Below are 13,092 nucleotides of genomic sequence, written 5' to 3'. Positions count from 1 at the left end.
TTGTGCCCTATCAAAAATTAGGATTATGAATATACCCGCAGAATTAAAGTATACCAAGGACCACGAATGGGTTAGAATCGAAGGTGATGTTGCTACGGTAGGCATCACGGATTTTGCCCAGGGAGAATTGGGGGACATTGTTTATGTAGAAGTGGATACCTTGGATGAGACTTTGGATAAAGAAGCTATTTTTGGAACCGTTGAGGCAGTAAAAACTGTATCTGATCTTTTTTCTCCCTTGTCCGGAGAAATCATTGAATTCAATACAGCGTTGGAAGATGAACCCGAAGTCGTAAACAAAGACCCCTACGGAGCGGGTTGGATGGTGAAGATTAAATTTTCAGATAGCTCAGAAATAGAGACACTTTTAAGTGATACGGAGTATAAGGAAGTGATTGGTGCTTAAGAAGCTCTTCTATAAAGTACTTTTTATAAGCTGGATGGTGTTCGTCACTTTTTCCAGCTTATTTTCTTTTGAAGGCATGAAAATGGGATCTTTCGCCCTTAGGATTCCCCATTTTGATAAGCTAGTCCATATTGTATTTTATTTGGTCATGTTCCTGACCGCATTTTTTGCGATAAAGGACTATTTTTTACCAAGGTTGAAATTAAGAACCGTACTGTGGGGAGTGCTTACTTTTACTATTATCTACGGCATGATTATTGAAGTATTACAGTATACCTTTACCGTAAACAGAGAAGGAGATATCATGGATGCTTTGGCCAATTCCATGGGGGCGATTGTAGGATTGATGCTTGTAAAACGCCTTATTTATAAAGGTGGGTCGTTAAAATGAAAATTTTAATTGCATCTTTAAGGATTAATTAATTAAATTAGCAAACACTAAAATGATGAGATATGGAACCTAAAAAGAATCCAAAGGCGGATTTGACTAAAAACAGCAGCTTATACTTTGTTATAGGTCTTTTCGCTGTTATGTTACTTACTTATGTAGCATTTGAATGGAAAACGTACGACGAAGTAAATAATTATGACATCTCCATGAATGTGGATGATTTGTTGGATGAGGAAGTTCCCATGACGGAGCAGATCAAGACACCGCCACCGCCACCGCCACCAGCCGCTCCTGAAATCATTGAAGTCGTGGAAGATGAGGAAGAAGTTGAGGAAACCGTTATCGAGTCTACTGAAACAAGTCAAGAAGAGGAAATCATTGAAGTGGAGGATGTAGTGGTTGAGGAAGAAGTGGAAGATGTGGACGTTCCTTTCGCCGTAATTGAGGATGTGCCTATTTTCCCAGGTTGCGAAAACGAGAGTGACAAAAGGGCCTGTTTCAACTCAATGATCCAAAAACACATCAGTAAAAACTTCCGCTATCCAGAAATTGCCCAGGAAATGGGTATACAAGGTAGGGTAAGCGTAATGTTTACAATCCAAAAGGATGGAAGTATTGGTAATATTAGAATGCGTGGGCCGGACAAAAATTTGGAGGCAGAGGCTGCTAGAATCATAGGTAAATTACCTAAAATGACTCCCGGTAAGCAGCGAGGTAGAGCGGTTCGTGTACCTTTTAGTATTCCAATTAACTTTAAGTTGCAATAACGAAGTATAAAAATCATTTTTAGGTCCGAACGAAGTTCGGACTTTTTTTTTGGAATAGCTTTAGATTTTTCAATCAGTATTTGATACAATTCTAAGTTTTACTTAAAATCCATATCAGGGTTTGCAGGACAATGATTGTCAGAGTATCTTTGCATTCCAATTTTTGTGTAAGGATGAAGACCGCGGTCCGTATGGCAAAAGACAACACACTGGCAGTGATTTTTGCTGACTTTAAGGAGATTACCAAAGTAAGACTGGCGGTTAGTGTAGTGTTTTCCTCTATTGCCGGTTATTTTTTAGGTGCCTACGAAGTAAGTATTAGCGCTATTTTCTTATTGGCCTTTGGAGGATATTGCATGGTAGGGGCGAGCAATGCATTTAATCAGGTCATTGAAAGGGATTTGGATGCCTTGATGAAACGGACTAGGAACAGGCCCATACCAGCGGGAAGAGTGTCGGTTTCTATGGCGATGACCATTGCCGTTACACTTACCCTGTTGGGAATCGTAACTCTATACCTTCTCAATCCTAAAACGGCCATGTTTGGGGCTATTTCCATTTTCCTGTACACAAGTGTATATACCCCTCTAAAGACCAAAACGCCTTTGGCTGTTTTTGTAGGAGCCTTTCCGGGCGCCATTCCATTTATGTTGGGTTGGGTCGCCGCTACGAACGAATTTGGAATCGAGCCGGGAACCTTGTTCATGATTCAGTTTTTTTGGCAATTTCCCCATTTTTGGGCCTTAGGCTGGATGTTGCACGATGATTACAAAAAAGGGGGTTTTAAAATGTTGCCTACAGGTAAAAAGGATGCGGGTACGGCATTACAGATTATCATGTATACCGTATGGATGATGGTCATATCCGTAATCCCCGTATTTGGGATTACAGGAAGACTGTCCCTTTCTATTCCGGCTGCAATACTCATATTTCTTATGGGCGGGGTAATGTTGTTTTTTGCGTTTAGGCTGTATATCAAAAGGGATACGGCAACCGCTAGAAAACTAATGTTGGCAAGTGTAAGCTATATTACACTAATGCAAATAATATATGTAATCGATAAATTTATTTAGTCTGATATGGATTTGACCACGGGTACTGAAAAGGAAAAAAGGGACCGTTCCAAAAAGATGATTCTTTGGTTCGGGATGGTGAGCCTGTTGATGGGTTTTGCTGGATGGACCAGTGCGTATATTGTTAGTAGCTCCCGAGAAGATTGGGTGAGCAGCCTTCATCTTCCTTCGGCTTTTTATGTAAGTACGTCCATAATCATCGCCAGTAGTGTCACCTATATATTTGCAAAAAATGCGGTAAAGCAAGGTAATGGTAAAAGGGGCACCACCTGGCTATTGGCAACGTTGGCCTTAGGTATCGCTTTTATAATTATGCAGTTCTATGGGTTTTCCCAGATGGTGGCTGAGGGCTATTATTTTACGGGGCCCACAAGTAACATTAAGATGTCCTATGTGTTTCTAATAGCCATGGTGCATATTGTCCATGTAGTGGCGGGCCTTATTTCCCTTTTGGTGGTTTTGTACAATCAATACAAAGGGAAATATTCAAAAGATGAATATTTGGGAATTACCTTGGGTGCCACTTTTTGGCACTTTTTGGACCTGCTATGGATTTACCTTTTGTTGTTTATGATCTTCGTAAAATAATATTTTGAAACAAAATTGGTTTTGAATCTGATTCAAGCTTTTATATAGCTGAAAAAAATGTAAATTTGCCAATGTTTTATTAAAACGATTTATAAATCTATGGATACGACAGTTACTACGGAAATTAAAGAAAGCGTGTGGGGAGGTGGCAATAGGCCTTTGGGCGCTAGCTACGGGAAGTTGATGATGTGGTTCTTTCTGGTTTCGGATGCGCTTACTTTTTCTGGTTTTTTGGCGGCATATGGTTTTTCCCGCTTTAAGTTTATGGAAACCTGGCCCATTGCGGACGAAGTATTTACGCACGTTCCTTTTTTCCATGGTAATTACCCAATGATTTATGTTGCCTTCATGACCTTTATTTTGATCATGTCTTCCGTAACCATGGTTTTGGCCGTGGATGCAGGTCATAGAATGAAGAAAAATGCGGTTATATGGTATATGTTCGCAACGATTATTGGAGGTGCCATATTCGTAGGTTCACAAGCTTGGGAATGGGCGACCTTTATAAAAGGGGATTATGGTGCTATTGAGACCAAGGGTGGCCGAATTTTACAGTTTGTGGACGCCGAAACGGGAAAAAGGGTTGCTTTGGCCGATTTCGCCAAAAGTATTGCAAGCGAGCGTGTCGCCCATGAGGAAAGTAATGGTATTTGGTTCTATGGAGAAGGGACTATGCCAAGTTTCACGGTAAATGAAGTAATTGAAGGATTTAAGGCGAATCCCGGTTTGGCGATTAAAACGGAAACAATTAATGAAGAAGGTGAGAAAGTTGTTTTAAGCCGACAGGAATCCCTTTCAAAATTGGCCGATGCCTCCCAAGTTGTAGAAGGTGCCAATTTGATTCACAACGAATACGGTAGCCGTCTCTTTGCCGATTTCTTTTTCTTCATTACGGGCTTTCATGGCTTTCACGTATTCTCTGGCGTAGTTATTAACCTTATCATTTTCTTCAATGTCATTTTGGGAACCTATGAAAGAAGGGGACACTATGAAATGGTAGAAAAAGTTGGTCTGTATTGGCACTTTGTAGATTTGGTTTGGGTATTCGTATTTACCTTCTTTTATTTGGTTTAAAAATTTTCAGGTTAAGTTTAGATAGATATTATGGCACACGAACATAAATTAGAGATTTTTAGGGGGTTATGGAAGTTTAAGTCCAATACCCAGAAAATTTGGGGCGTTTTGGCATTTCTTACTCTTGTGACTGCGGTAGAAGTTGTTTTGGGTATTTTCAAACCTGAGTTTTTAACCGACACCTACGTACTTGGTATGAAATTGTTAAACTGGATTTTTATCATCCTGACCTTGGTAAAAGCTTATTACATCTCTTGGGATTTTATGCACCTAAGAGACGAAAAAAGTGCTTTGAGAAGAGCCATTGTTTGGACACCCGTTTTTTTGGTCCTTTATCTGGCTTTCATTTTATTGGTAGAGGGGAATTATGTGTTCGATGTGTACAAGGATGGATTTGTAAAATGGAACTTCTAACGATTGCCTTAGAATTTAATTAACAAAATTGAAAGACGGTTTGCCAACCGTCTTTTTTATTTTTGTATTGTTTTCAAAATGGGTTTTACCCAAATTATGCATTAGGACATCGTCATGAGTGTTCAAAATACAATAAACAGAGGTGTTTTCTTAATTTTAGCATAGCATCGCTATGGTTAAATTAAAAAACAGCTTAAACAGCGTGTGTTTGAAGTAGTTTGAAGCCGTAATAGATTTTCTATTGCATATTTTGGGTTTAACCAATGGTTCACCTAACATAAGATCTGTTTATATCGGTAGCATGAAAAAGACTTTTGTTCTTGTTGTGTTGTTCGTTTTACCCATCGTGGCCTATTTGTTCTTTGCCAGCGGGGTCACCAATTTTGGTAGGTTGCCATCACTTAAGGAGGGTATCATGGAAATCCCGCTTAATAGTGGAAATCCCATGTTTTCGGAAAAAATCTCCGTATTGGGCTTTTTAGGTAAAAATGTTGAGGGTAGAAAGGGTAATGCCTTCAATTTGAACCAGAAAATTTATAAACGTTTCCATGAGTTCAATGATTTTCAGTTTTTAATGGTTGTCCCTAAAGGAACCGAAGTAGCGGTTTCAAATTTAAAAAAGGAGCTGTCCAACTTGGATGAAACTAATAAGTGGAATTTCGCTTTTTTGAACGATCAAGACATTACACGTTTATTCGAAAGTTTGGGAACGGATAAAAAACTTGAAAGCGATCTTAGTTCTCCATTTGTGTTTATAGTGGACAAGCAGTTACATCTGAGAGGAAGAAACAATGATGAGGACGAGGGCTTTAAATATGGGTATAACACCGCTTCTGTTGCTGATTTGAACAATAAGATGGTCGATGATGTTAAGATTATCTTGGCGGAATACAGGATGGCCAGAAAGGAAAACAACCTACAGGGAAAAAACTAATGAACAAAAAATATACCTACGTTTGGGTTTCGCTTATCATACTGATATTCGGGATAATATTTATCCCTAAAATTGTGAATAGATTAAAAGCAGGTGATGTGGTGGAAAACGACCGCATGAATACTGCGTCGGCCGAGGGAACTTTAGGGTATGTTTTATTGAACGGGGAAAAACGCAAGGTCCCTTCCTTTCAATTTATAAATCAAGATAGTTTGGTAATAACCGATAAGGACTATTTGGGAAAGGTATTCGTTGTCGACTTCTTTTTCACAAGATGTCCCAGTATCTGTCCAATTATGACCAAAAACTTGGTCGTATTACAGAATGAATTTCAGCAAAATGAAAACTTTGGTATAGCCTCGTTTAGTATCACCCCAGATTTCGATACGCCACAGGTATTAAAGGAATATGCCGAAAAGTATGGCATTACCCATATGGATTGGCATTTAATGACCGGAAACAAGGAAGCGATTTATGACTTGGCCAATAGCGGATTCAATATCTTTGCTGCTGAAATGCCCGATGCCCCAGGTGGATTTGAACATTCCGGGTTGTTCGCACTAATCGATAAGGAGGGATATATACGCTCCAGAAAAGATGCCTTTGGAAACCCTATTGTGTATTACCGTGGTGCAATTACTGAAGCCATGGGGGAAAATAGCGAAGGAGAAAAGGAACAGATAAGTATTTTGAAGGAGGACATAAAACGATTATTGGAGGAGTAACATGGAGAATAATATCGCACTTAAGGAGAAAAAATTTAATAGGATGATTACCGTTGTATCTGTGGTGATTCCTATTGTGGTAGCATTGCTTTTTGGGATTAAAATTCCCAATGTGGCCCCGTTAACATTTTTGCCACCCATTTATGCGACCATAAACGGACTTACGGCAGTATTGCTCGTTGTGGCCGTTTGGGCGATAAAAAATGGCAAACAGTCCCTTCACCAAAAGCTCATGACGACCAATATTGGATTGTCGCTTATTTTCTTGGTCATGTATATTCTGTATCATATGACTTCAGATTCAACACCCTATGGTGGAGAAGGTGTGCTTTCCTATGTTTATTATTTTATATTGATTACCCATATTATATTATCCATTGCCCTAATTCCATTGGTGCTTAGGACGTATGCCAAAGCATATCTGGGTCGTTTTGAGGACCATAGAATATTGGCCAAATATACATTTCCGATTTGGTTATATGTTGCCGTCAGCGGTGTTGTGGTTTATCTCATGATATCCCCCTATTATGCTTACTAATTTCAAAAAAGGCTTTCCATGGAACCGTATAGACTTATAAATTTAAAAAAAACCAGTACCAAAGCCCTCTTTGTGATTTTGGTGATTGGATTGGCACTTTTCCCTTCACAACTGGAGGCCCAATGTGCCATGTGCCGTGCCGTACTGGAAAGCGAGGAATCTGGGACGGCTGCAGAAGGCATCAATAACGGTATCGTGTATCTTATGGCAATCCCCTATGTGCTTGTAGCGGGCGTATTCTATTTTGTATATCGCAAAATGCGTTCTTAACTCAATTTTAAGGATTTAACATTTTTTTTGGTTCTAATGTGTAACATTGTAGGTATTCTATAGTCTTATCCATAGTAATACTTGTATTACGTTCATCAATCAAAACCAATCAACATGTTCGACTTAGAACGATGGCAGGAAATTTTCGATACTATTCGAAAAAACAAGCTTCGTACCTTTCTAACGGGACTTTCCGTAGCTTCGGGCATATTCATCCTTGTAATTTTATTAGGATTTGGTCAAGGTATGCAAAATGGCATTGACAATGAGTTTAAGGGTGATGCAGCTACCAGTATCTGGGTTTGGCCACAACGCACGACCATGGAGTATAAAGGCCTGAATCCCGGTCGGCGGATCCAACTTAGAAACGAAAACTACGAGACGGTCTCAAAAGTTTTCGATCAAGATTTTGAAAAAGCTTCCGTTTTGTATTTTCCAAACGATGTTCAAGTAGTCTATAACAATGATCTACTGGTATACAATGTGGCCGGTACCAATGGAGACCTTCAGGTAATCGAGAACGAATTTTTATCGGAGGGAAGGTATATCAACGAAAAGGATGTTCGGGAAAATGCCAAGGTTGCGGTAATCAGCAACAAAATTAAAAGAGAGGTATTCTCAAATTTGGAAACGCCTGTTGGGGAGTACATCATGATTTCAGGTGCCGGTTTTAAGATTGTGGGTGTATACGGGGAGTACGGTAGGAATGAAAGTGAAGAGGAGCGAATATTTATTCCGGTAACGACCGCACAATTAGCCTTTAATGGTGCGGATAAGATCAATAACCTGAATTTTATGCTTCCGGAAATGGATTCTTTTGAAGAGACCGTTGCCATGAACGATACCTTTACGACCAAGTTATTGGAATATCTAAAATTGTACCACGGTGTGGCCCCTGAAGATGAACGCGCCATACGGCTATACAATCCCATACAGGAGGCCAAACGATTCTATACCTTGGGAAGGGCCATTGAGCTCTTCTTTTGGGCCGTAGGGTTTTTGACATTAATCGCAGGTGTGGTCAGCGTAAGCAATATTATGTTAATCGTGGTTAAGGAACGCACCCGCGAAATTGGGATTCGGAAGGCACTGGGTGCCAAACCCTGGTCCATTGTTGGGATGATCATGCACGAGGCCATATTTGTTACTGCCGTGGCAGGATGTACTGGTCTTATTTTTAGCATGGCTTTGTTGGAATTTGTTGGGCCAAACATTGAGGTGGATTATGTTATGAATCCTTCCGTGGACTTTAATGTGGCATTATCTACAGTGATCCTATTAATATTTGCCGGGGCAATCGCGGGTTTCTTTCCGGCATGGAAGGCGGTGAACGTACAGGTAATCGAAGCATTACGGGATGATTAGGATGATGGGAAATCAATTAAATAATATTCAGGGAATTTATGTTCAATAAAGATCGTTGGAACGAAATTCTGGAGGTAATGTCCAGTAATGTGGTACGCACCATTGCTACGGCTTTTGGTGTGGGCTGGGGTATCTTTATCCTCATTATATTATTGGCGGCCGGGAAAGGACTGGAGAATGGTATACGGCAGGACTTCAACGGAGTGGCCACCAACACCATGTTCATGTGGACCGAAACGACTTCCATGGCCTATGCCGGGCTACCTGAAGGGCGCACATTCAATTTTAAACTGAGCGATGTAGAACTGCTCCGTCAAAACATTCCGGAACTACGCATTATATCCCCGCGAAACAGCATACGTCTAGAGGAAGGAGATAATGTAGTACGGGGAACGGAGACCGGGAGGTATCGGGTCTTTGGTGATTACCCAGAAATTATCGAGCAAAATCCCATGTACGTTGCCCACGGGCGTTTCTTTAACCATAATGACATTAAGGAAAAAAGAAAGGTCGTGGTTATAGGAAATCGTATTCGGGATGAACTTTATGAGGAGGATGAAGAAGTGCTGGGTACCTATCTTAAAATCAGTGGCATCAATTTTATGGTCGTTGGCACCTACAAGGAAAAAACGAGCAACGGGGGAGGCGAGAACAGTGAACGCCAGATTTTTATGCCATTTACAACTTTTTCCCAAGCATTCAACCGTGCGGATAACGTGGGCTGGATGGCCATAACGGCCAAAGACGGTAGCTCTATCAGTAATCTCACCGAGAAAATCGTGAATACCGTAAAACAAAGTCGAAAGGTACATCCCAAAGATGAACGGGCCATTGGTTTTTTTGATCTGTACGAACAGTTCAATCGGGTGCAGAGTTTGTTCGGTGCCCTGAGGTTTGTGGCGTATTTCGTTGGAATTTTGGTATTGATATCGGGAATTATCGGGGTCAGTAACATTATGTTGATCGTCATCAAGGAACGGACCAAGGAAATTGGAATTAGACGCGCTTTAGGGGAGAATCCATGGTCCATACGTTTGCAAATACTGATGGAATCGGTCTTTTTGACCATTATGTCAGGAATGATAGGGATTATTTTTGGGGCGCTCAGTATTTATGGCATAAATATTTTGTTGGACTCCGTGGGCCCTGTGGATATGTTCTTAAACCCAAGTGTTAGTTTAGGCGTGGTGGTAAGTGCCTTATTGATTTTGGTAGTATCAGGATTGTTGGCGGGTTTTTTACCGGCCAATAGTGCCATTAAGGTAAGGCCCATAGAAGCATTAAGGACGGAATAATTAAAATGAACAAAAAGTTAAAACTGATTTTAGGAATTTTAGCGGTTATTCTATTTGTAATAATCAGGCTTTCCTGTAATCATCAATCATAAATAATACAAAACCAATCAAAATGAAGAAATCGGTCACAATTAGTATACTTGCTTTAATCGTGGTATTGTTTGGTGGTGCCATGTACTACCTTTATCAAAAGAATTCAGAAGATCCTGTGGTATATGAAACGGATACCCCTTCCAAGCAAACGATCGTTAGGAAAACGATGGCCACAGGGAGTATACTTCCTTTGGAAGAAGTACTTATAAAACCAAATATCTCCGGCGTAATCGAGGAAGTATATGTGGAAGGTGGCGATTATGTTAAGACAGGCGATTTGTTGGCCAAAATAAAGGTAGTGCCCAATTTAAGTGCGGTAAACGACGCCCGCGATGCCATCGATAGGGCAAAAATAGACTTGGACGATCAGCGAAGAAATCTGGACAGACAACGAACATTGTTCGAAAAAGGCGTAGTTTCTAAAACCGACTTGGAACGTGCGGAGGTGGCACATGACCAGGCTAAACAAACCTACAATGCGGCCATGAAACGGCTGGACATCATCAAAACGGGTACCGCCAGCGGATATGGGAACGAGGCAAATACCTTAATTCGGTCTACCGTTACGGGAATGGTGTTGGACGTACCCGTTGAGAAAGGGAATCAGGTCATTGAGAGCAACAATTTTAACGAAGGAACCACGATTGCCGCGATTGCCGATGTGGAGAAAATGATTTTTGAAGGAAAGGTCGATGAATCCGAAGTAGGAAAGATTAAAGAAGACCTTCCCTTGGAAATTACGGTGGGCGCTATTGAAAACCAAGTGTTCGATGCTGTTTTGGATTACATAGCACCAAAAGGCAAGGAGGAGAACGGGGCCATCCAATTTGAAATTAAAGGCACCTTGAACAAGCAGGATACTACCTTTATAAGAGCGGGTCTAAGCGCAAACGCCTCTATTATTTTGGCCAGGGCAGATAGTGTTTTGGCGATCAAGGAGGCCTTGGTCCAGTTTGATAATAAGACCAAGAATCCTTTTGTAGAAATTGCTACGGGTGAACAACAGTTTGAACGAAGGGATATTGAATTGGGGATCAGTGACGGTATTTACGTGGAGGTGAAGTCCGGTATCACCGAGGATGCCAAAATCAAGGTCTGGAACGAAATAGAAAAGGATGAACTGGCACAAAACTAAATAATGGGGAGATATTTTATTTTTTCCTGTAACAAAATCAGCGAACGTAAGTCTAACCAGTAGATCTTACTAGATTAAAGGTCTAAAACCAAAACCAACATGATTGAAATTAAAAATCTTCATAAGTCCTATAAAATGGGCAAAAACTCCCTGCACGTACTCAAAGGAATCAATTTTTCAGTCGAAGAAGGAGAATTGGTCGCCATTATGGGATCGTCGGGTTCGGGAAAATCCACCTTGTTAAATATCCTTGGGATGTTGGACGAGTTGGACGAGGGTACCTACACCCTTGATGGTGTGCCCATCAAAAATTTGAACGAGACGAAAGCGGCCCAATACAGAAACAAGTTCTTGGGGTTTATCTTTCAGTCCTTCAACTTGATAAACTACAAAAGCGCTGCGGAGAATGTGGCCCTACCCCTGTATTACCAAAGGGTAGGAAGGAAGGAACGTCAGGAGAAAGCATTGAAATATCTGGAACAAGTAGGCCTTAAACAATGGGCGACGCACTTGCCAAGCGAGCTTTCTGGTGGACAGAAACAGCGCGTGGCCATTGCCAGGGCCATGGCCGCGGAACCAAAGGTGCTTTTGGCGGATGAGCCCACAGGAGCTTTGGATAGTAAAACTTCTTATGAAGTAATGGACCTTATCCAGAAAATCAACGATCAGGGCAATACCATTTTGGTGGTGACCCATGAGGAGGATATCGCCCATATGTGCAAACGAATCGTGCATCTAAAGGACGGTGTCATCGTAGAGGATAAAAAGGTGGAACAGGTAAGGGCCGAACAATATGTTTAGTAGGGACAACTGGAAGGAAATATTCGAGACCATACAGAAAAACAAGTTAAGGACCTTCCTTTCCGGGTTTACTGTGGCCTTGGGTATCTTGATATTCGTTGTTCTTTATGGTTTTGGAAACGGACTTATTAACACCTTCAACGAATTTTTTGAGGATGATGCCACGAACACATTTTTTGTGTTTCCGGGTAGAACTTCAAAACCCTACAAAGGATATAAATCCAACAGGCAAATAGAGTTCGATAATACCGATTTAGCCGATATTGAGGAGTCTTTCCCGCTGTTTTTGGAATATATTTCACCCAGGGTGGATCGTAGCGGTATGGTAAAATATAAAAACGAATCGAACAATTACACGACCCGGGGTGTGAGTGATGCTTACCAGTTTGCGGAAAAGACCGTCATAATGAAAGGTAGGTACCTCAATCGAGTGGACATAGAGGAAAAGGCCAAATACGCAGTGATAGGAAGGTTGGTGGAGCAAGATTTGTTCAAAAATGAAAATGCGCTAGGAAAATATATTGATATTACGGGGAGTGCCTTTAAGGTAATAGGGGTTTTTCAGGATGAAGCTGGGGACGATGAGGAACGAAGGATATACATACCTTATACTACAAGACAATTGATAGAAAAAAATACAGATAAGGTAGACCAAATCGTGATTGGCTTCAAAACCGAAATAGGATATGCCGGGGCCATGACTTTTGAGCGAAAGTTAGGCGACTTTTTGAGGGAGAAAAAATTCATTGACCCAAACGATGAAAGAGGTTTCTTTATCAGAAATGTTGCGGATCAGTTGAAGCAGAACCAACAATTTGCCGGGGTATTGCAAATCATCGTTGCATTTGTGGCATTTGGGACTATCATTGCCGGGATAATTGGAATCAGTAACATTATGGTGTTTGTGGTCAAGGAACGCACCAAGGAAATAGGTATTCGTAAGGCCTTGGGCGCAACCCCTAGATCCGTTATAAGTACTATACTTTTGGAGTCGGTTTTCATTACTACCATTTCGGGTATTTTCGGGATGATTGTAGGGGTGGCCATGTTAAGTTCCTTGGGGGATACCCTGGAGGATTATTTCATTACAAATCCATTCATTAATATGGGAACCGCGATATTTTCGACCATTGTCCTGATTTTCTTTGGAGGTTTGGCCGGATATATACCCGCTAGAAGGGCGGCAAGAATAAAACCAATTGTGGCACTAAGGGACGAATAAT

Annotated in this window: 16 protein-coding genes; all 16 read left to right on the top strand. The window is 41.0% G+C overall.

Translation table 11 applies throughout. The annotated features are described in order from the left end of the window. Window positions 1-25 precede the first annotated feature (25 nt). The 16 genes from gcvH to F0361_RS02845 all read left to right on the top strand — a co-directional run bounded on the left by gcvH (window position 26) and on the right by F0361_RS02845 (window position 13,091). Window positions 26-406 (top strand): glycine cleavage system protein GcvH, encoded by a 381-nt coding sequence (gene gcvH / locus F0361_RS02920; RefSeq protein WP_154917153.1) that lies wholly within the window; start codon window positions 26-28, stop codon window positions 404-406. After that, a complete protein-coding gene (locus tag F0361_RS02915) occupies window positions 399-797 on the top strand; it encodes a VanZ family protein (protein WP_154917152.1) in 399 nt (132 codons plus the stop codon). The genes gcvH and F0361_RS02915 overlap by 8 nt, the downstream gene beginning before the upstream one ends. Window positions 798-859: 62 nt before the next feature. After that, entirely contained in the window at window positions 860-1,564 is a 705-nt protein-coding gene (locus F0361_RS02910) for an energy transducer TonB (RefSeq protein WP_138258761.1), read from the top strand. 173 nt (window positions 1,565-1,737) lie between these two features. Further along, the gene (gene cyoE, locus F0361_RS02905; protein WP_154917151.1) at window positions 1,738-2,637 is read left to right on the top strand and encodes a heme o synthase; all 900 of its coding nucleotides are present in this window, start codon (window positions 1,738-1,740) and stop codon (window positions 2,635-2,637) included. 6 nt (window positions 2,638-2,643) lie between these two features. Next, window positions 2,644-3,225, top strand: coding sequence for a cytochrome c oxidase subunit 3 (locus F0361_RS02900; protein WP_154917150.1), 582 nt, complete (start codon window positions 2,644-2,646; stop codon window positions 3,223-3,225). Window positions 3,226-3,324: 99 nt separating this feature from the next. Then, entirely contained in the window at window positions 3,325-4,299 is a 975-nt protein-coding gene (locus F0361_RS02895) for a cytochrome c oxidase subunit 3 (protein WP_138258758.1), read from the top strand. Window positions 4,300-4,329: 30 nt separating this feature from the next. Continuing rightward, entirely contained in the window at window positions 4,330-4,713 is a 384-nt protein-coding gene (locus F0361_RS02890; RefSeq protein ID WP_154917149.1) for a cytochrome C oxidase subunit IV family protein, read from the top strand. Between the two features lie 301 nt (window positions 4,714-5,014). Then, entirely contained in the window at window positions 5,015-5,647 is a 633-nt protein-coding gene (locus F0361_RS02885; RefSeq protein ID WP_154917148.1) for a hypothetical protein, read from the top strand. Next, complete coding sequence (locus tag F0361_RS02880; RefSeq protein WP_154917147.1) at window positions 5,647-6,372, top strand: SCO family protein; 726 nt, start codon at window positions 5,647-5,649, stop codon at window positions 6,370-6,372. Before F0361_RS02885 ends, F0361_RS02880 begins: the two co-directional genes overlap by 1 nt. A gap of 1 nt (window position 6,373) precedes the next feature. Continuing rightward, the gene (locus tag F0361_RS02875; RefSeq protein ID WP_154917146.1) at window positions 6,374-6,910 is read left to right on the top strand and encodes a DUF420 domain-containing protein; all 537 of its coding nucleotides are present in this window, start codon (window positions 6,374-6,376) and stop codon (window positions 6,908-6,910) included. A gap of 18 nt (window positions 6,911-6,928) precedes the next feature. Further along, entirely contained in the window at window positions 6,929-7,180 is a 252-nt protein-coding gene (locus tag F0361_RS02870; RefSeq protein ID WP_170257972.1) for a hypothetical protein, read from the top strand. Window positions 7,181-7,294: 114 nt separating this feature from the next. Continuing rightward, a complete protein-coding gene (locus tag F0361_RS02865) occupies window positions 7,295-8,545 on the top strand; it encodes an ABC transporter permease (protein WP_154917145.1) in 1,251 nt (416 codons plus the stop codon). A gap of 38 nt (window positions 8,546-8,583) precedes the next feature. After that, a complete protein-coding gene (locus F0361_RS02860) occupies window positions 8,584-9,840 on the top strand; it encodes an ABC transporter permease (protein ID WP_154917144.1) in 1,257 nt (418 codons plus the stop codon). Window positions 9,841-9,952: 112 nt separating this feature from the next. Further along, complete coding sequence (locus F0361_RS02855) at window positions 9,953-11,068, top strand: efflux RND transporter periplasmic adaptor subunit (RefSeq protein WP_154917143.1); 1,116 nt, start codon at window positions 9,953-9,955, stop codon at window positions 11,066-11,068. 99 nt (window positions 11,069-11,167) lie between these two features. Next, window positions 11,168-11,869 (top strand): ABC transporter ATP-binding protein, encoded by a 702-nt coding sequence (locus F0361_RS02850; RefSeq protein WP_138258750.1) that lies wholly within the window; start codon window positions 11,168-11,170, stop codon window positions 11,867-11,869. Next, window positions 11,862-13,091, top strand: coding sequence for an ABC transporter permease (locus tag F0361_RS02845; protein WP_138258749.1), 1,230 nt, complete (start codon window positions 11,862-11,864; stop codon window positions 13,089-13,091). Before F0361_RS02850 ends, F0361_RS02845 begins: the two co-directional genes overlap by 8 nt. Window position 13,092: the final 1 nt, after the last annotated feature.

It is taken from the genome of Maribacter flavus (assembly GCF_008386635.1).
GTDB classification, from domain to species: domain Bacteria; phylum Bacteroidota; class Bacteroidia; order Flavobacteriales; family Flavobacteriaceae; genus Maribacter; species Maribacter flavus.
Note: the sequence above shows the minus strand (reverse complement) of the source record. Positions and strands in the feature narration are given on the sequence as shown.

What these genes read in the sequence shown, in the direction of transcription:
- F0361_RS02895 (WP_138258758.1), top strand. Translation starts at nt 3,325, where the DNA reads ATGGATACGACAGTTACTACGGAAATTAAAGAAAGCGTGTGGGGAGGT.
- F0361_RS02850 (WP_138258750.1), top strand. Translation starts at nt 11,168, where the DNA reads ATGATTGAAATTAAAAATCTTCATAAGTCCTATAAAATGGGCAAAAAC.
- F0361_RS02900 (WP_154917150.1), top strand. Translation starts at nt 2,644, where the DNA reads ATGGATTTGACCACGGGTACTGAAAAGGAAAAAAGGGACCGTTCCAAA.
- cyoE (WP_154917151.1), top strand. Translation starts at nt 1,738, where the DNA reads ATGAAGACCGCGGTCCGTATGGCAAAAGACAACACACTGGCAGTGATT.
- F0361_RS02870 (WP_170257972.1), top strand. Translation starts at nt 6,929, where the DNA reads ATGGAACCGTATAGACTTATAAATTTAAAAAAAACCAGTACCAAAGCC.
- gcvH (WP_154917153.1), top strand. Translation starts at nt 26, where the DNA reads ATGAATATACCCGCAGAATTAAAGTATACCAAGGACCACGAATGGGTT.
- F0361_RS02890 (WP_154917149.1), top strand. Translation starts at nt 4,330, where the DNA reads ATGGCACACGAACATAAATTAGAGATTTTTAGGGGGTTATGGAAGTTT.
- F0361_RS02845 (WP_138258749.1), top strand. Translation starts at nt 11,862, where the DNA reads ATGTTTAGTAGGGACAACTGGAAGGAAATATTCGAGACCATACAGAAA.
- F0361_RS02885 (WP_154917148.1), top strand. Translation starts at nt 5,015, where the DNA reads ATGAAAAAGACTTTTGTTCTTGTTGTGTTGTTCGTTTTACCCATCGTG.
- F0361_RS02865 (WP_154917145.1), top strand. Translation starts at nt 7,295, where the DNA reads ATGTTCGACTTAGAACGATGGCAGGAAATTTTCGATACTATTCGAAAA.
- F0361_RS02910 (WP_138258761.1), top strand. Translation starts at nt 860, where the DNA reads ATGGAACCTAAAAAGAATCCAAAGGCGGATTTGACTAAAAACAGCAGC.
- F0361_RS02880 (WP_154917147.1), top strand. Translation starts at nt 5,647, where the DNA reads ATGAACAAAAAATATACCTACGTTTGGGTTTCGCTTATCATACTGATA.
- F0361_RS02860 (WP_154917144.1), top strand. Translation starts at nt 8,584, where the DNA reads ATGTTCAATAAAGATCGTTGGAACGAAATTCTGGAGGTAATGTCCAGT.
- F0361_RS02875 (WP_154917146.1), top strand. Translation starts at nt 6,374, where the DNA reads ATGGAGAATAATATCGCACTTAAGGAGAAAAAATTTAATAGGATGATT.
- F0361_RS02855 (WP_154917143.1), top strand. Translation starts at nt 9,953, where the DNA reads ATGAAGAAATCGGTCACAATTAGTATACTTGCTTTAATCGTGGTATTG.